We start from the raw sequence: 16075 nt of genomic DNA, 5'->3' as shown, positions 1-16075 counted from the left end.
AACCAGTGACCTCTTCGGTGTGAACGAAGCGCTCTCCCCCTGAGCTAATCGCCCGCTCGCGGTGGTGGGAGAACTGTACCGCACGACTTCCGGGCGCCTGCAAATGGGTGGTCTCCGGCGACCACACTCCGCTTACCGGCGAGTACGGAACGAACAACCCCGAGCTAGCCGGGGTTGTGGCAGGTGGGGGCCGCCCGACGCCACGTTCGACATCCGTGCGACGGTGCTATCGCCCGGCGGCTAAACCGCGCAGTATGGAGGAGTGGGCCCACACGGGGCGCGCCGGTCGATCGCGCGCCGTGGGGTGATCACGGGCGCGAGCGGGAGTCAAAGGGCCCGTACGGGTGATATGCGGCTCACCTGCGACGGAATCGGCCTCCCGATGCGTCCCAGTGGTGACGCCCTCGGCCGGCCGGGCCGGGAAGGGAGACGAAGGGTAGGACGATGCGCAACGATCACGTGACGCTCCGCTCGACGGCGGTCTTCGACCTGCTGGCGCCGCGGACGCCCGCGGTTCCGGTCAAGGTGGAGCTGCGCTACGACACACGCGACCCGTATGCGGTCGTCGCCGCGTTCCGCACCGGCCGTGCCGGCTGGGTCGAATGGGTGTACGCACGCGACCTCCTCGCGGACGGCCTGCTGGCCGACGCGGGTGACGGGGACGTCCGCATCCGCCCCTCGGTCGAGGACCCCGAGTCCGTGCTGATCGAGCTGAACTCGCCGTCCGGGCACGCCATGTTCGAGGCGTCCGCCCAGGAGCTGGCCGACTTCCTCGACCGCACCTACGACGTGGTGCTCCCGGGCAACGAGCACCTGTGGGTCGACGTCGACGACGCGCTCACCCACCTGATCCCCCACGATCTGGCCTGATGACGAGCCCGCAACGGCGAAGTGACACCCCGGTGTCGGCGCCGTTTTCGGGGTCCGATATGGTTTTTCCACACCACGGCGACGGGGGTTCGAGCCCCTGGAGCTGCGGAGTGCGGATGTAGCGCAGCTGGTAGCGCATCACCTTGCCAAGGTGAGGGTCGCGGGTTCGAATCCCGTCATCCGCTCGGTAGGCTCTCGCAGCCTGGCACGGTGGAGTGGCCGAGAGGCGAGGCAACGGCCTGCAAAGCCGTGTACACGGGTTCGAATCCCGTCTCCACCTCGCGCGATTAGCTCAGCGGGAGAGCGCTTCCCTGACACGGAAGAGGTCACTGGTTCAATCCCAGTATCGCGCACTCGATCGCGGGAGAGCCCTGCTTGCGGAACACGCAAGCGGGGCTCTCTTCGTCGTGTCCTGTGGGGGCCGAGCCCCCACACCCCAGCCGGGGGGCACGCCCCCGGACCCCTCGTGTGGTCACCTCTCGGAGCAACCCCACTAGTGACCGGTTCCTCCAGCGCATCCAGGATCTGATTCACCATCGCCGGGGATCCCGTCTTCGGTCAGCCAGGTGGCGTGTGTGTGGCGTCCTTCGTGGAAGGTGAACGCCGGCAGGACCGGCGGGCGCCGCTCCCCGGCCCCGGCGTCGTCGAGTTCGACACCGTCCGCCAGAACCGAATTCGGAAGTTTGACCACCGCCACGGATGCCCCTCCGGTGTACACAACACAAACGGCTGCCGGTGGCTATCCATCAGCTCTTCGTAGAGCACCGCGATCCGTGGAGGTAACGCCACGAACCGCGTCCCGCCCACCGCGGCGTTCTGCGCGAACGACCTGCTGGCCCTCGGCCTGCTCCAAGCGTGCGACGCGCTGGGCATGCTTGTCCCGGGCGGATGAACCCGACGTAGATGCCGCGATCGCGACCGTCCACGCGGCTCTCGACCACGGCGTCACCCTGATCGACACGGCTCGTGCGTACACAACCGTCGACCGTCCCTCCCACAACGAATGGTTGATCAGCAAGGCCCTGGCGGCACAGCCTTCGTCGCGACCAAAGGCGGCCACTTCCGCAGTGGCCCGGCCGAATTCCCCGTCGACGGGTCGCCGATGGCGTTGCGCCACGACTGCGAGCAGAGCCTGCGATTCCTTGAACGAGACACGCTCGACCTGTTTCCTGCTGCGCCGCGCGGATCATCCGTCCACAGTGGTCGAAGACAGCGTCGGAGAGCTGGCGGCGCTGCGCCAGCAGGGCAAGGTGCGGTACGTCGGGCTGTGCAACGTGACGGTCGGACAGCTCGATCGGGCGCGCGCGATCACCACGATCGACGCGGTCCAGAACCGCTACGCGCCCCTGGCGCGGGACGACGAAACGCTGGCCTACTGCGCGACCGAAGGCATCTCCTACCTGGCGTACTCACCCCTCGGCGGCAAGCCGAGCAGGAACCGGCTCGCCGCCGAGCTGCCGACATTCCGACGCCAGAATTGGCCCGGCTGCGAGCGCTGGCCAAGGGCCGTGCCGGATTGGCTGACCAGTTCGACGACATATGGTCGTTCTACCTGGCTCATTTCGCACGTGCCGGGATCGAGAGGCATCGCCGGGTGTGGCGTCTACTGTCCGGCCAGCTCGGCAACGACCGGTGCGAGGGTACCGGCGGCGTCGGCGCCGAACACGAAGTAGGAGAACCCGATCTCCTCGCGTCGCCGTTGGATCTCCTCGGCAGCGGCTGAGGGATCACTCGGCAGGAACGCCAGCGATTCCGCGGCACGGACGGCCGCGGTGTCGGTGTCGGGGCCGGCCATGAATGCAGCGACCGAGTCGCCGACCACAGGTACGTGCAATGCCAGCTCCGCACCGCGACGGTTGTCGAAGCGTTGTACCCGTTGCATCGTCGCGGCCCGCGTCTCGGTCTGTGGCATCACGAAGGTCACCGTGTCGGCGAGTTCAGCTGCGAGCGCTTCTGATTTCGGGCCGCCCGCGACCATCACCACTGGGGTGTGCAGGTCCGGGCCGTCGAGGTCGCGCAGGGCCGCGACGATGTCACGTACTTGGCTCGACCGCTGACTGACCGGGGTGACCGGCAGACCCAGCTCACGGAGTTGGTCGGCGATCCCGGGGCGGCCGGTGCCGATGCCCATCTCGAAACGCCCGTCGGTGAGCACGGACAGCGAGTGCGCCTCCCATGCGGTGGTCCACGCAGGTCGAACCGGGGATGCGTACACCCAGGTGCCCACCCGCAGGTCGGTGATCGTTGCCGCCACCGCGAGCGCCGGACCTGGTGCCGGCTGCCACTGCGGCACATCGGGCATCAAGATCGTCGAATAACCACTGTCGGCCAGACCACGCAGCTGATCACGCCACGTCGGCATGTCCGCGGTGATCGGCGCAACGACTCCGAACCGCAACGGCCTGAGTGTCGAGTTCACCGTCATGGTGGAACCCCCTTCCCCTGTGACCCGGCCTTGTGCCGAGCTTCATCACTTCTACGAACGAGCCACTTGCATCCGACACAACACGACAAGCAATCTTGCGCGACGTCCACCCAGGGGCCGAGTCCCACTCCCGCCGACGCCGTTGCCGTGGTCCGCGCTCGTCGGTCAGGTGAGGAGCTGGAGGGGTGGCGTTCCTGCGCTCGGGGATGGAGCAGCGGCGCGGTCGGCCGCGCGGCGGTGCTCGGGGTGGAGTTGGCGTTCGACCTGCAGCTCGTGGCGCCGGATTTGCCGCCGTTCGACGTGCCGGCCGGGCATTCGGCGACCGATCGCCCGCGATCTCGCACGTCAGTGCGGCAGGCTCGGATCACGCGCCGGTCGTCGCCACGTTACCGCCGGCCAGATAGGCGGCGATCCGGATCCGCAGACCCCGCAACTGGACGAGGTCGACGACGAACGCCGAAACGGGCCGGTAGCCCGCGGCCCGCTGATCGGTCCGGCACGGCCCGGCGATGTAGACGAACTCGTCGTCCGCCTCGAACCTCGGCACCGACCAGACCACGGCGTCCCCAGCGTCGAGCACATCCCGGCGCCGGGATCGCGCGAGCCAGTAGACAGGCAGCTTCATGACCTCGCCCAGCGCCTTCGCCAGACCAGGCAAGTCGTCCTCGTGCAAGGCCAGGCCGCGGTCATCCCACACACGCGGCGCGTAGTGACGCCGTCGGTCGCGCCGGGTCACCACGTGGGTGAATGTCGCTTCATCGCCGGACGCGCAGACCGTCCATTGTGGTAATTCGGTCAAAGTCGGCATGGGTCGCTCCGTGGCTCAGCGGCCCCCAGATCCGACCAACCCTAATCGATCTTCGGATGCGCGACGACGACGTCATCGCGCCAGAGCACCACCGCCGTCGCGCTACCGACGGTTGGGGTCAACCCGACCACCCGGACCTGCCCGCCGAGGCGGAGCGCTGCCGAACTCCATCTCGAAGCCGTACACGCCCCCCGCGTTCACGAGGAAGTCCGGCGCCCCAATGTTGTCTGGAGCCTTGCGTTGCGTGCCGCGATGTCTTCTCGAGTCGCGGGCACGACCAGGTCCGCTCCGTCGGCGACACCTGCTTGCGCAGCGCGCACATACGGGCGCTGCCGGGCTTCGTAGCGTTCGAAGCCGGCCTCGAGGTCGTCTTCGTCGAGTTCCTCGGTGAGGAAAGAAGTACCGAGCAGGGCGAGCGAGGTGCCCCGGCCGGACAAGCCCGAGGCGGCGTGCGCGGCGTCGCCGACGAGGACCACGCGGCCGCGGTGCCAGCTCGGCATGTGAATTTGGCTCGAGGAGTCGAAGTACAGCTCCGGATCGGCCATGGCGGCCGCGATGAGCTCGGGAATCCGCCACTCGTCGTGCCCGGCGAACGCGTCGGCGAGGACCTTCCTCTGGGCGTCCAGATCGTGGTAGTCGTACTCGATCGGGTCCGAGCGGAAGAGGAACACCGCCAGCGCCCGGTCGCGATACCGCATGATGCTCGCCATGTGACCGGGAAAGTTGTAAGTCGGGTTCGGGCCGCCCGAACCGGCCTCTGCAGGCAGGTCCGCGATTGCGGCGTACACCCCGAGGTGCTTGACGAAACCGGACTCGGGTCCGAAGCTCAGCCGCCGCACCGCACTGTGCAGCCCGTCGGCCCCGATCACGAGGTCGAAGCGTCCGGTGTCGCCGGACGCGAAGCGCACGTCGACGCCGGCACCGTCATCGGCGAGCGCCGCCACGGAGTCGCGGAACCGGACGGTCGCATCAGCAGGCAATGCCTCGGCGAGCACGGTCGCCAGGTCTTCGCGTGCGATTTCGATGTCGTCGTCGGAGTCGCTCGTTTCCGCGAGCGGCAGTGCGGCGAGAACGGTGCCACCGGCGTCGACGAAGACGCTGTTCTCGGTCATCCGCAGCTGCCGGTCGCGAATCTTCGCCAGCAGGCCCATGTTTTCCGCAACGGCGATCGCGTCACCGCGGACGTCGATCGGCGAGCCGTTGACCCGGAAATGCGACGAACGCTCGACGAGCGTCACGCGATGACCTCGCGCCCCGAGATCGACCGCGGCCGAGAGCCCGGCGACCCCGGCTCCGGAGATGAGGATGTCCATGATGATCCCTCCGCCTAAAGCAACGATCCGTCGCTTTAGTGATAGTGTAGCTGACCAGGAGCAGCGGGAAGGTGACACGCATGACCGACACCCGACGACCCGGAGGACGAACCGCACGCGTACGCGCACAGGTCCTCCAGGCGACCGTCGAGCTGATCGCACGTGACGGCGTCATGGGGTTCCGATACGAAGAGGTGGCCGATCGCGCCGGCGTGAACAAGGCGAGCGTGTACCGCAACTGGCCCCAGCGAAGCGAGTTGGCCATCGAAGCGCTGAGCCACCGCGCCGACCAGCAGGTCCCGTTCGCCGACACGGGCGACCTGCGCGCCGACCTCATACAGTTCCTGGTGACCTTGGCGGCCGAACTGGACACACCCCTCGGCCGGGCCCTGGCGGTCGCGGCCCAGAGCCGCGAGCACGAGGCGGTGACTCGGACTGTGCACGGCGTGTACGAACGCCGTCTGGACCTGGTGCGGGTCCGGCTCGAACGAGCTGCGGAACGCGGCGAGCTACCGCCGGTCGACCCGCTCTTCTTCGCCCAGCTGATTTCCGGCCCGATGCACCCCTTTCCAGGCCGGACCGACGTCCCGTTCGGTCACGCCGAGGCGGAGCGCCTCACCGACGTTGTTCTCGCCGGGATCAGGGCCACAGGAGCCGACCGGCTCCGGGAGGTCCGGTAGGGATCATCCCGGATGTCCCGGGCCGGGTCCCGCCAAGACACTGGTTGCCACACCGACCCGAGGACGAATCACTTGAGACAGCCAGGAATCAGGTTCAGCGCGCTGGCTCTCGCCGGCATCACAGGTCTGTCGCTCACCATGACCGGGACCGCAGCCGCGGGCGGCGGTCCCGACCGGCACCGGATCGTCCGGGCGCTGGATCTGATGACCACGACGGGAGCCGCCGGCGCCCAGGTCAGGATCGCCGCCGACGGCCGGGAGTTCACCGCACGCAGCGGCGTCGCCCAGCTGGGGTCCCCGCAAGGTGTGCCCGTGAACGGGCGGTTCCGGATCGCCAGCGTCACCAAGACCTTCACCGCCACCGTCGTCCTCCAGCTCGCCGGCGAGCGACGGCTCACCCTCGACGACCCCGTGTCCCGGCACCTGCCCGGCCTGCTGCCCGACGGCGACCGGATCACCGTCCGCATGCTGCTGCAGCACAGCAGCGGCCTCCGCAACTACTCCGACGACCTCACCGGCGACCCGGCCGAGCTCCAGCGGCACTGGGACCCCCGCGACCTGGTGGCCATGGCCACCGCCCATCCCCTGAACTTCCCGCCCGGCACCGCGTCGAAGTACTCCAACACCGACTACATCGTCGCCGGGCTGCTGGTCGAACACCTCACCGGCCGGCACTGGGCGACCGCCGTCCGGGACCGGGTCCTCCGCCCGCTCGGCCTCCACGACACCACCCTGCCCGGCGACCGCACCACCATCCCCGGCCCGCACGCCCACGGCTACGCACCCCGCGACGGCGCACTCGTCGACGTCACCGCGATGAACCCGTCCGTCGGCTGGGCCGCCGGCGAAATCATCTCCACCACCGCCGACCTGGACACCTTCACCGAAGCCCTGTTCGGCGGCCGGCTGCTCGCACCCGCACAGCTCACCGACATGACCACGGTGTCCCCCGTCGGCGCCTACGGCTTGGGCCTGAGCACCAACGTGCTCCCCTGCGGCGTGCGGGTGTGGGGCCACACCGGCGACGTGCCCGGCTACGACACCCTGCTGGCCGCCACCCCTGATGGCCGCACCCGCCTGCAGCTGTCCTTGACCACCGCGACCCGGCAGGTACCGCTGCAGGGCTACCGCGAACTCGTCGACGAAGTCTTCTGCGGACAAGGAAACCCATGACCCTGCTCGCCGTCGAGCGCATCAAGTTGCGCTCCACGCGTTCGCCCTGGTGGTGTGCACTGGCCGCCACGGTCGTGAGCGTCGGCTTCGCGGCCCTCATCGCCGGCACCCGGGAAGACGCCGAGTTCACCGCCACCGTGGCCTCGACCCAGTACGGCTACGACCTCGGCGTGGCCGTGATCATGGTGCTGGCCGCGTTGTCGGTGACGACCGAATACCGCTTCGGCACGATGCGCACGACCTTCCAGGCGGTACCGCGGCGCACCCCGGCACTGCTCGCCAAGACCGCGGTGGTGGCCCTGCTCGCCCTGGCCATCGGTGAGGTCAGCGCGTTCGGCTCGTGGTTCGCGGCCACTTTGCTGCAACCCCGGGCCGATCTCGCACTGGACAGCGGCGCGGACTGGATCACCGTGAGCGGTGTCGGCGTTCTGTACGCACTGGTCGCCGTCATCGCGGTCGCGGTGGGCACCTTGCTCCGCCACGGCGCCGGGACGATCGCGTTGCTGCTGGTTTACGCGTTCGCCGCCGAAAAACTGGTCCGGATCGTCCCCGGTGTGGGTGAGAACATCCACCAGTGGCTGCCGCTCAACGTGGCCCGGAAGTTCCTCACCGGCACCGGAGGGTCGAATGCGCGCGCCCATGGAGCGGGGCCGGTGTCGTTGTCCACCGCGCCGCTGGATCAGGGCTGGGCGCTGGCCTACTTCGCCGCGGTCGCTTTCGGCCTGCTCGCCGTCGCGATCACCGTGGCGAAGAACCGCGACGCCTGATTCGCGGCCGTCGAGCCCGGAGCCGGCTTCCGGTGCTGACCGCTGGTGGCGGGTTCAGCTGGAGCGCCAACCCGCCCGACAAGCCCGGCGCGGCGGCGTTCTCGGCTCGGGTCGGAGCGCCGCGGGCCCATGTCCGCACCAGGAAGCCGCCGGGCTGCACATCGAACCCGGCTCGGGTTGATCAGGCTTACCGGCGCCGCGGGTTCGGCAGCGTCCTTATCGCGGCGGCGCCGGCGCGAGGTGTGGGATATCGATGGTCGACGACAGCGCTCGACGAGTCGGTCATCGCGCTGGCGTTTTGCGCGGCCCAGCGTTGGCCGGGTGGCACACAGGTGGGCGCTCCGATCTACTGCTCTATGAGGCTCGTGAATGGCGATGACGGCTGAAACGATGAGTGCAAGGCGCGAGCTTGTCGTAGAGATCGAGGTCAAGCCAATGACCGCGCAGGCAGGCGGTGGGTTTGCCGGTCGACGGCCGGAGCGGGATCAGCTCGCCGAACTCCCGGCGCGCGCCCGATCGGACCGCGCCGACGGCCTGATCGCCGATCATCGACGCAGGGACGAATGCCCGTGATGTCCGCGCCGTCGATGGCACCGCACCTGGTCTCTGGACTGTGCCGAGCGCACGGGTGAGTGGCAGCCGTTCACCTGACATGACGGAACGTGCGGCTTTGCCCTCGGGAGGTCGAAGCGTGCTGGTTCGTGGCGGTGGACGCTGGTCTCGCATGGCCAAGCGAGTCGTGAAGAGTGCCGCGGTCAGGTCAGTACCACCGTGGACGGCCTGTGCCACAACGATGACGCGGCACCACAGCTGCTGTTCGTGCTTTCGGAGGACGACAGTCCGGTCTGGTCCGCGGCGCCGCCCGATGCGTCTGGCAGGCCCGTTCGCCGTGCTGGTTTTGGACCTGCCAGGTCGGTACGGCGCCGGTGCGATCCGATGCATTGTCGAGACAGGCTGGTGAGACCAGAAGGAGCGGACGGGACCCGCGGGGACGCCTGGCGGGGCCGGAACCGCTCCTCGTCCCCGGCTAGGCCCCCGGCGGCTGCTGCCGGCCGGTGAATTGTGGTGACGACTGGAATCCACTGAGTCGAGGAGGAAAATCCGGGGGCCGCCCGTACATCGTCCACAGCGGACGCCGTCCCGAACCTGGGAGACCCATGACCGACCACGAGCAGCTGCCGAAACCGGGTTTCGTTCTCAACACGAAGCTGGTCAAGAGGTTCGTCGCCGACGAGCTGGACGAGGACGGCCAGGCCGAGCTGGCCGGCCAGGTGGCCCTCATCGCCATGTTCCACGCGGAGCTGCCCACCGCGCTCGCCGCGCAGATGACCCGGATCGTGCAGCACCTTGGCGGCGACGCCGAGCTGGTGCGGTGGCTGGACCGCTTCCCCGGCCGGCCGAAGATCGTGGCCAGGCTGTTCGCGCTGATCGACCTGCTGGACACGTTCAGCGCCGAGCCCTCGGTGGTAACCGCGCTGTCCGAACTGCGCGCCGACACCCGGTACCCGCCGGGACTGTCCGGCTACCTGTCCCCGGACACCGACGACGAGACGCTCGCCGGGCTGGCCTGGCACATCGAACAGCTGGCCGCGGACGACCGGATGGCCGACGCGGTGCGGCTGGCACAGAACTCGGCGGCGCTGGTGGAGCGGCTCGCCGCCAGGGCCAGGGAGCTGAACCCGGATCTGCCCGACCTGGCCGACCTGGCCGCCAAAGCGGGCAAGGCAGTCGACGAAGCTGCCAATGATGCGGCGCGCCTGGCAGAGTGAAGGTTCTCCGTCCTGGCATCGACCGCGGTTGAGGCGTCAACGGTGAATGCTGCTTTCAACCCGGGAAAGGCGGCCGTCGAAGTGACGGGACGGGTGCTCGACGCGACGGCACACCCGGACGGGGACCTGGAGGGAATGTTTCAATGCCGATGCCGTTTCGACCCAACACGAGTCCATTGAAGCGCCATATTTCGCATCAATTCAACCACCGGAAATTTGATTGACGGGCCGAGCCGAGACGGGACGCAATCGAGCGGTGCCACACCAAGCGGCGGGATGCTAGGACTGGCCCAACAGTCCGACGGTCACCGGCACAGTTCGTGCCGACCGCCAGCGCGTCACTGCACCGGGCCGGACCGCCCCACTCCAGCAGCGCCCGGTCCAGCAACACGATCTCGTCCGGGGCGAGCAAGTCGCCCGCCGTCACCGGTGTCACTTCAATCCCTCCCCTGCTCGTCCAGGCCGGCCGGGTCGCGGTGGAAGACCGTCCTTGCCGAGGAACGCCGCCCAGTTCCTTCACGCGTGACGGATTCTGCACGACGTCTCGCGTCAGGTCCCGGGGAACTCGGGCGCGCCTTCCACGCGCTCCTGGCATCCTTGTCAGCATGACCGACTTCGCGTTCCGTGCCGCTGCCGGCAGTGTCGTCGGCCGACGGTATTCCGACAATTTCGACGTCGTCCACCTGGGACAGGATCCTTTGCTCGCGGTCGTGGCCGACGGCATGGGCGACGGGGAAGGCAGTCGCACTGCCGGCCGCACCACCGTCGACGTCGTCATCGACCGGATTCGCACAGCCGGCAACACCCTCGACGCCGCGACACTCCGGGCCGCTGTCGCCGAAGCCCAGGTACAGGTCGGCGCAGCCGGCCGACGGATCGGCCAGCTGACCGGCTGCACCCTGACCGCTCTGGCAGCGTCCCCGGCCGGACTCTGGCTGGTGCAGATCGGCGACTCCCGCGGCTACCGCCTTCGAAACGGATTGCTGGAGCAACTGACCGTCGACCACACCATGGCCTGGCTCGGCGCCATCAACGGCTGGTACCCGTTCGACTCACCCGAAGCCCACTCCGCCCGCTACCAGCTGACCCGGTACGTCGGACACAACGCACACCCCGAACCGGACGTGCTCAACATCGCCCCGCGCCCCGGTGACGTCCTCCTGCTGTGCAGCGACGGCCTCACCGACCAGGTCCCCTACTCCCGGATCAGCGAAGTCCTCCAGTGGACGGCCACCCCGGACCGGCAGGTACGCCAGCTGCTCGCCGACACCGAAAAGGCAGGCGGCGACGACAACGCCACCGCCGTGATCGTCCACGTGGCCCCGGCATAAGCAAGGAGCTGATCCTGGGCCCGTGCGGGACTATGCCGGGTTCTCCGCGACGGCGAGGTAGTCCGTGTAGATCTGCGGCGAGCCCGAGAACGAAGCCAGCTGCTTCCACTCCTCGTACATCTGCTTGGTGTCGCGGTGGGCGGACGCGAACTCCGCGGCCTCGCCGGTGGCGATGTCGGGCTCGGGGTAGAACACGTCCAGCGCCTCCAGGCTCGCGATCTCCATCATCATCACGTACTGGTCGAGGCGGTTGCCCCGCTCGCCCTTGAGCACGTGGAAACGCCAGTCCGGGTAGTCGTCGATCCGGTGGTGGTTCTCGGCGATGAAACGGTCGAACATCTCCTCGGTCACCCCGGCGCGCAACGCCAAGTTGTGGATCCCGACGACCCGGGCGACGGGCTCCTCCCCCGGGCGGTCGCGGTAGCGGGGGCCGGGCGTCACCGTGCTCCGCGGATTGTCGGCCAGCAGCCGGTAGTCGGTGAACAACGTCGGCAGCTCAGCGAACGTGCCCAGGCGCCGCCATCGCGCCAGTACCGCCTCCGCCTCCGGGTGCCGCGCCCAGAACTCCCGGGCCAGCTCGGTCTGCTCGCCCCGGGCCGTGACGTAGCGGTCGCGTTGCTCGGCGCTCTCGATCTCGTACAACATCAGGTACTGCCCGGTCCGCTCCCCGCGCAACCCGCGCAGCAGAGTCCAGCGCCACCCCGGGTACAAGGGCAGGTGAACGCCTTCGCCACGCACGAAGGTCTCGAACTCCTCCGGCGTGACACCAGCCTCCGTGTCGATGGCGATGTACTGGAAAGTGAACACCGACGAGCGTCCCAATTGCGTCCAATCCTCGGGCCGGGATGGGGATCGCGCGTCCGACGAGCACGACTCCCCTGCACCACATCCTGCCCGCTCCCGAGCAACGAGGCTCGCCAGCTCTCCGAACTCCGCCCACGCGTTGTCCCACAACCGCGCGATCGCCGGATACCGAGCGCCCCAAGTCTCGCCGAACCGCACCCGCGCGGCGGCCTCCGAACAGGCAACTTCTACGACCATGTAGTATTTGGGCGACCAAGACGCGCTCACCCCCGGAAGGCACCGTGCTGGACTACTTCGAAGCGATCGTCGTCGGTGCTTTCCAAGGCGTGACCGAGCTGTTCCCGGTCTCCAGCCTCGGCCACTCCGTGCTGATCCCCGCCGTGGTGGGCGGCCAGTGGGCGCGGGACCTCGACGTGTCCTCCCCCGAGTCGCCCTACCTGGCGTTCATCGTCGGCCTGCACGTCGCGACCGCGGCCGCCCTGCTGCTGTTCTTCTGGCGGGACTGGGTGCGGATCATCGGCGGCTTCTTCAGCTCGATCCGGCACCGCCGGATCCAGACCCCGGCCGAGCGGCTCGCCTGGCTGATCATCCTCGCTACGATCCCCGTCGGCATCAGCGGCCTGCTCCTGGAGCATCTGTTCCGCACGACACTGGGCAAACCGGTGCCGGCGGCGGTGTTCCTGATCGTCAACGGCGTGCTGCTGTACCTGGCCGAGCGCCTGCGCCGGCGGGCGGCCACGGCCGAACCCGCAGTCGCCCCGGCGGACTCACCCGGCGCCGCGGTGGACGCGGACGTCAAGGCCGACGAACGGCTGTCCCGGATGTCCCTCGGCCGCGGCACCCTCATCGGCACCGCGCAGGTGCTCGCCCTGCTGCCCGGGATCAGCCGCTCCGGGGTCACGATGGCGGCCGGGCTGCTGCGCGGGCTGTCGCACGAGGACGCCGCCCGGTTCTCGTTCCTGCTGGCGACGCCGGTGATCCTGGCCGCCGGCGTGCTCAAGATCCCCGACCTGTTCGGGCCGCTGGGCACCGGGATCCACGGCCAGGTGCTCGCCGGGAGCGTGGCCTCGTTCGCCAGCGCCTACCTCGCGGTCCGATTCCTCACCCGCTACTTCCACACCCGGACGCTCAGCCGGTTCGCGCTCTACTGCGTGCTGGCGGGCGCCGGTGCGCTGGCCGTGCTCACCCTTCGCTGATTCGACAGCAGTGTAGATTCGGGAGTATGCGGAAGGAACCGGCGCGGCGCGCACCCGGAACGCTCGAGGCCGAGGTGCTGGGCGTACTGGGAAACGCGGCCGAGCCCCTCACCCCCGCCGACGTCCAGGCGCGGCTGGCGGACGACCTCGCGTACACGACCGTCGTGACGATCCTCAGCCGGCTGCACGACAAGGGCGTCGCGACCCGGGAGAAGCACGGACGCTCGTACCGCTACCACGCCGTCGACGACGAAGCCGGCCTCGCGGCGCGGAAGATGACCAAGGTTCTCGACGGCGAGCCTGACCGCGACAGCGTCCTCGCCCGGTTCGTCACCCAGTTGTCGGACTCGGACGAGGCCCTGCTGCGCAACCTCCTGCGCGGCAAGAAATGACCACCGACCTGCTGATCCCGCTGCTGCTGCCGCTCCTGGCGTTGCCCGCGGCGAGGCTGGTCGAGCCCTACCTGCCGCCGCGGACGGCGAGCTGGCTGCTCACCGGCGCTTGCGTGGTCCTGGCGGCGGGCAGCACCGCGGCGCTGGCGCTGCTCGCGTTTTCGGGCTTGTCCCTGCTGCCGGCGGTCGCCGACCTCGGCCGGTGGTCACCGCAGACCCTGCGGACCGAGAACGGCGTGGACGTCCCGGTGTCGATCGCCGCGGGCGCGGTTCTTGGCGTGCTCCTGGTCGTGCTGACGCGGGCCGTGCTCCGGTACGTGCGGTGGGCGCGGCGCCTCTCGCGTGAGCTGGACGTGCACGGCACCGGCGAACTCGTGCTGCTGCCCGGTGCCGACGCGGTGGCCTTCGCCGTACCAGGCCGAGGCGGGCGCGTCGCGGTCTCCACCGGCATGCTCGCCGCGCTCGACCCGCGGGAACGCACCGCCCTGCTGGCCCACGAGCGGGCCCACCTCGCCTTCCGGCACCACTTGTTCCTGATCGCCTTGACGCTGTCGGTGACCCTGAACCCGCTGCTGCGGCCGCTGAGCTCGTCGGCCAGGTTCGCCCTGGAACGCTGGGCCGACGAAGCCGCGGCCCAGCGGATCGGCGACCGCACCCTGGTCGCGCACGCGGTGGCCAAGGCGGCCCTCGCCGGCCGCCCGCACCACGGGTTCGCGCTCGCCGCGACCGGCGGCCCGGTCCCCCGTCGAGTGTCGGCGCTGTTGACACCACCGCCGCGGGCCGGCGGCCGGCTTCCGGTGGTGTTGCTGAGCGCGCTGGTCATCGGGCTCGCGGGCCTGTCCGCCGAGACCGCCCTCGACAGCGCGGCCGACCTGCACGACGGGATCGAGATCGCGCAGATCGGCCGCTAGCTCCGGTCAGCCGAGTCCCGGTAGCACCCGGGTGCCCTCCGCGCGGACGGCCTGCAACGCGCGGGGTTCCAAACCGAGCTGCCGGAGGATCGTGGGCGCGATCTGGGTCGTCGTCACCGGGGCGGAGATCGTCCGCCGATCGGTGCCGGGGCCGCTCACCACGAGCGGCACCGCGCGGTCGTCCGGGGCGACGCCACCGTGCTCGGCGATCTTCTTCGTGCCGCCGGTGTAGACGACGCCGTACTGCACGACACCGAACAGGTCGGGAACCCGGTCATCACCCGGGCGGACCCCGAAGTAGCGCGCGGCGTCCGCGCCCGCGTACACCTGCCGCAGGCCTGAGCTGCTGAACGCCTTGGGCGCACCGTTGCGGTCCGTGCCGGTTCCGTTCTGCGCCAACAGGTAGCGCTTCGCGAACTCCATGGCGGCCGCCGAGCGGTCGGCGAGCCAGAGCAGCATCGCGTCGTCGTCGGTCGACTGGACGACGAGCTCACCGGCGCCCGGGTGAGCGGCCTTCCACGCGGTGTTCAGGCCGTCGAGCAGCTTGCCGTCGTCGACGCGGGTCAGTGCGCCCGGGTCGGTCGGTGACTGGCCGTGCTTCGCCGACAGGATGATCGTCGTCGTGCGGTCGAGGTGCCGGCGGCGCACCTCGGCCACGAACGCGCCGATCTTCGCGTCGACGAAGTCCAGTGCCGATGTCAGGACCGGTCCGGGCGCTGTGCCGCCGGGCAGGTACCCGCCGGGCCGGCCGCCCGACATGGGCAGTTTCTGTGCCGTGGACACGGATTGGAAGTTGAGCCCGAACACCGCCGGCGTGCCGACGCGGTGAGTGCCGGAGTGGTCGTAGCCGTCGATCTCGTTGAGCACGGCCTGCGCCTTGTAGGCGTCGTACTGCTGGGTGGCGGCGTTGTCGGTGGTCCAGTCGCCGGTGCCCGACGGAGGCGTGCTGTTGATCTCCGGGGTGAACAGGTCCTGGATCCCGCTGCCCGAGGGTCCGTCGAGGATCTCGTAGGCCGGGTGCTTGTCCGACCAGGCGGTCCGCAGGCCCGCGCGACGGGCGACTTCGAAGACGGTGTTGACCTTGAGGTATTCGTGCGGCTGCACCGGGCGGCAGGTGCGCGGGTCGACCGGGAGGCCGGCCTGGTTCAGCAGGGCCTGCGGGGTGCCGGTCATACCCAGCACCGAATTCGGCAACCCGGTCAGCCCTTGGCCGGCGTCGAGCTTGCTCTGGTCGCGGTCGAGGTCCTCGGTGAGGTCCACCTGCGCGCCGGGTCGCACGCCGGTGCACCGGGTGGTGCCCGCGGGCAGCAGGCTGTGGTTGTACGTGGCGTCGTAGTAGATCCCGGTGACCGCGGGATCACCGCCGGTCAGCTGGCCGATGAGACCGGGGAACGAGTCGGACGGCACCGGCGTGCTCGCGCTGCTGTAGGCCGTCCCGCGCGCCAGCAGACCGGCCATCGCCGAGTCCGGGTGCCCGGCCGCGTACGCGACGAGGTCGGCCTGGTGCAGGCCGTCGACGGAGATCAGCAGGACGTGGCGCGCTTCGGCGGCCGTGGCGGTCGGCGCGGTGATGGGGAGCAGCGTCAGGGCGGCGAGCGCGGCCGTGGCGCGAATCCGTTTCCGGGTCAAAGGTTCC

Annotated in this window: 16 protein-coding genes, 3 tRNA genes and 2 pseudogenes; 15 read left to right on the top strand and 6 right to left on the bottom strand. The window is 69.6% G+C overall.

The features are described from left to right. The first annotated feature begins 444 nt into the window (after positions 1-444). The 6 genes and pseudogenes from ABZ342_RS29160 (at position 445) to ABZ342_RS29135 (ending at position 2543) form a co-directional block, all read left to right on the top strand. Positions 445-870 carry an SsgA family sporulation/cell division regulator gene (locus ABZ342_RS29160; RefSeq protein WP_033293569.1) on the top strand — a complete coding sequence of 142 codons (426 nt, stop codon included), beginning with the start codon at positions 445-447 and terminating at the stop codon, positions 868-870. A 112-nt stretch (positions 871-982) separates the two neighbouring features. After that, a tRNA-Gly gene (locus tag ABZ342_RS29155) sits at positions 983-1055 on the top strand. Positions 1056-1079: 24 nt separating this feature from the next. Beyond that, positions 1080-1150: transfer RNA gene (locus ABZ342_RS29150), tRNA-Cys, on the top strand. 1 nt (position 1151) lies between these two features. Next, a tRNA-Val gene (locus ABZ342_RS29145) sits at positions 1152-1223 on the top strand. A gap of 443 nt (positions 1224-1666) precedes the next feature. Next, positions 1667-1753 (top strand): annotated as a pseudogene (locus tag ABZ342_RS29140) (substrate-binding domain-containing protein); the annotation flags it as partial. Continuing rightward, complete coding sequence (locus tag ABZ342_RS29135) at positions 1746-2543, top strand: aldo/keto reductase (RefSeq protein ID WP_360479414.1); 798 nt, start codon at positions 1746-1748, stop codon at positions 2541-2543. The pseudogene ABZ342_RS29140 and the gene ABZ342_RS29135, both read left to right, overlap by 8 nt. On the opposite strand, the gene ABZ342_RS29130 is transcribed toward ABZ342_RS29135, so the two are convergent. Further along, positions 2474-3295 (bottom strand): LLM class flavin-dependent oxidoreductase, encoded by an 822-nt coding sequence (locus ABZ342_RS29130; protein ID WP_360479411.1) that lies wholly within the window; start codon positions 3293-3295, stop codon positions 2474-2476. The genes ABZ342_RS29135 and ABZ342_RS29130 overlap by 70 nt on opposite strands. Positions 3296-3427: 132 nt before the next feature. Here ABZ342_RS29130 and ABZ342_RS29125 point away from each other — a divergent pair. Next, positions 3428-3610, top strand: a pseudogene (locus tag ABZ342_RS29125) (hypothetical protein); the annotation flags it as partial. A gap of 49 nt (positions 3611-3659) precedes the next feature. On the opposite strand, the gene ABZ342_RS29120 reads toward ABZ342_RS29125, so the two are convergent. Together ABZ342_RS29120 and ABZ342_RS29115 are read right to left on the bottom strand one after the other, a co-directional pair. Next, entirely contained in the window at positions 3660-4103 is a 444-nt protein-coding gene (locus ABZ342_RS29120) for a hypothetical protein (RefSeq protein WP_360479408.1), read from the bottom strand. Between the two features lie 197 nt (positions 4104-4300). Next, positions 4301-5416 carry an FAD-dependent monooxygenase gene (locus tag ABZ342_RS29115; protein WP_360479427.1) on the bottom strand — a complete coding sequence of 372 codons (1116 nt, stop codon included), beginning with the start codon at positions 5414-5416 and terminating at the stop codon, positions 4301-4303. An 80-nt stretch (positions 5417-5496) separates the two neighbouring features. Here ABZ342_RS29115 and ABZ342_RS29110 point away from each other — a divergent pair, with 80 nt between their 5' ends. From ABZ342_RS29110 to ABZ342_RS29100, 3 genes are all read left to right on the top strand, one after another. Then, positions 5497-6096 carry a TetR/AcrR family transcriptional regulator gene (locus ABZ342_RS29110; RefSeq protein ID WP_360479405.1) on the top strand — a complete coding sequence of 200 codons (600 nt, stop codon included), beginning with the start codon at positions 5497-5499 and terminating at the stop codon, positions 6094-6096. A 138-nt stretch (positions 6097-6234) separates the two neighbouring features. After that, positions 6235-7269, top strand: a complete 1035-nt coding sequence (locus ABZ342_RS29105) for a serine hydrolase domain-containing protein (RefSeq protein ID WP_360479402.1) — start codon at positions 6235-6237, stop codon at positions 7267-7269. Beyond that, a complete protein-coding gene (locus ABZ342_RS29100; protein WP_360479400.1) occupies positions 7266-8036 on the top strand; it encodes an ABC transporter permease in 771 nt (256 codons plus the stop codon). Before ABZ342_RS29105 ends, ABZ342_RS29100 begins: the two co-directional genes overlap by 4 nt. Before the next feature lie 354 nt (positions 8037-8390). Here ABZ342_RS29100 and ABZ342_RS29095 read toward each other — a convergent pair whose 3' ends face one another. After that, positions 8391-8585, bottom strand: coding sequence for a hypothetical protein (locus tag ABZ342_RS29095; RefSeq protein ID WP_360479398.1), 195 nt, complete (start codon positions 8583-8585; stop codon positions 8391-8393). Between the two features lie 608 nt (positions 8586-9193). Here ABZ342_RS29095 and ABZ342_RS29090 point away from each other — a divergent pair. Both ABZ342_RS29090 and ABZ342_RS29085 read left to right on the top strand, forming a co-directional pair. Further along, a complete protein-coding gene (locus tag ABZ342_RS29090; RefSeq protein ID WP_360479395.1) occupies positions 9194-9805 on the top strand; it encodes a hypothetical protein in 612 nt (203 codons plus the stop codon). Positions 9806-10410: 605 nt separating this feature from the next. Next, positions 10411-11136: a protein phosphatase 2C domain-containing protein gene (locus ABZ342_RS29085; protein WP_360479392.1), complete on the top strand. Its 726-nt coding sequence runs from the start codon at positions 10411-10413 to the stop codon at positions 11134-11136. Positions 11137-11166: 30 nt separating this feature from the next. Here the strand turns inward: ABZ342_RS29085 and ABZ342_RS29080 are convergent, their stop codons facing one another. Continuing rightward, the gene (locus tag ABZ342_RS29080; protein WP_360479424.1) at positions 11167-11943 is read right to left on the bottom strand and encodes a hypothetical protein; all 777 of its coding nucleotides are present in this window, start codon (positions 11941-11943) and stop codon (positions 11167-11169) included. 278 nt (positions 11944-12221) lie between these two features. On the opposite strand from ABZ342_RS29080, the gene ABZ342_RS29075 reads away from it, so the two are divergent. From ABZ342_RS29075 to ABZ342_RS29065, 3 genes are read left to right on the top strand one after another with little or no spacing between them, the layout of a single operon-like run. Beyond that, positions 12222-13136 (top strand): undecaprenyl-diphosphate phosphatase, encoded by a 915-nt coding sequence (locus ABZ342_RS29075; protein ID WP_360479389.1) that lies wholly within the window; start codon positions 12222-12224, stop codon positions 13134-13136. A gap of 26 nt (positions 13137-13162) precedes the next feature. Beyond that, positions 13163-13528, top strand: a complete 366-nt coding sequence (locus tag ABZ342_RS29070; protein ID WP_360479386.1) for a BlaI/MecI/CopY family transcriptional regulator — start codon at positions 13163-13165, stop codon at positions 13526-13528. Beyond that, positions 13525-14439 carry a M56 family metallopeptidase gene (locus ABZ342_RS29065; RefSeq protein ID WP_360479383.1) on the top strand — a complete coding sequence of 305 codons (915 nt, stop codon included), beginning with the start codon at positions 13525-13527 and terminating at the stop codon, positions 14437-14439. The genes ABZ342_RS29070 and ABZ342_RS29065 overlap by 4 nt, the downstream gene beginning before the upstream one ends. Positions 14440-14445: 6 nt before the next feature. Here ABZ342_RS29065 and ABZ342_RS29060 read toward each other — a convergent pair whose 3' ends face one another. Next, positions 14446-16068, bottom strand: a complete 1623-nt coding sequence (locus ABZ342_RS29060; RefSeq protein ID WP_360479380.1) for an alkaline phosphatase family protein — start codon at positions 16066-16068, stop codon at positions 14446-14448. Between the last annotated feature and the right edge of the window lie 7 nt (positions 16069-16075).

Source organism: Amycolatopsis sp. NPDC005961 (assembly GCF_040629235.1).
Classification (GTDB): domain Bacteria; phylum Actinomycetota; class Actinomycetes; order Mycobacteriales; family Pseudonocardiaceae; genus Amycolatopsis; species Amycolatopsis camponoti.
Note: the sequence above shows the minus strand (reverse complement) of the source record. Positions and strands in the feature narration are given on the sequence as shown.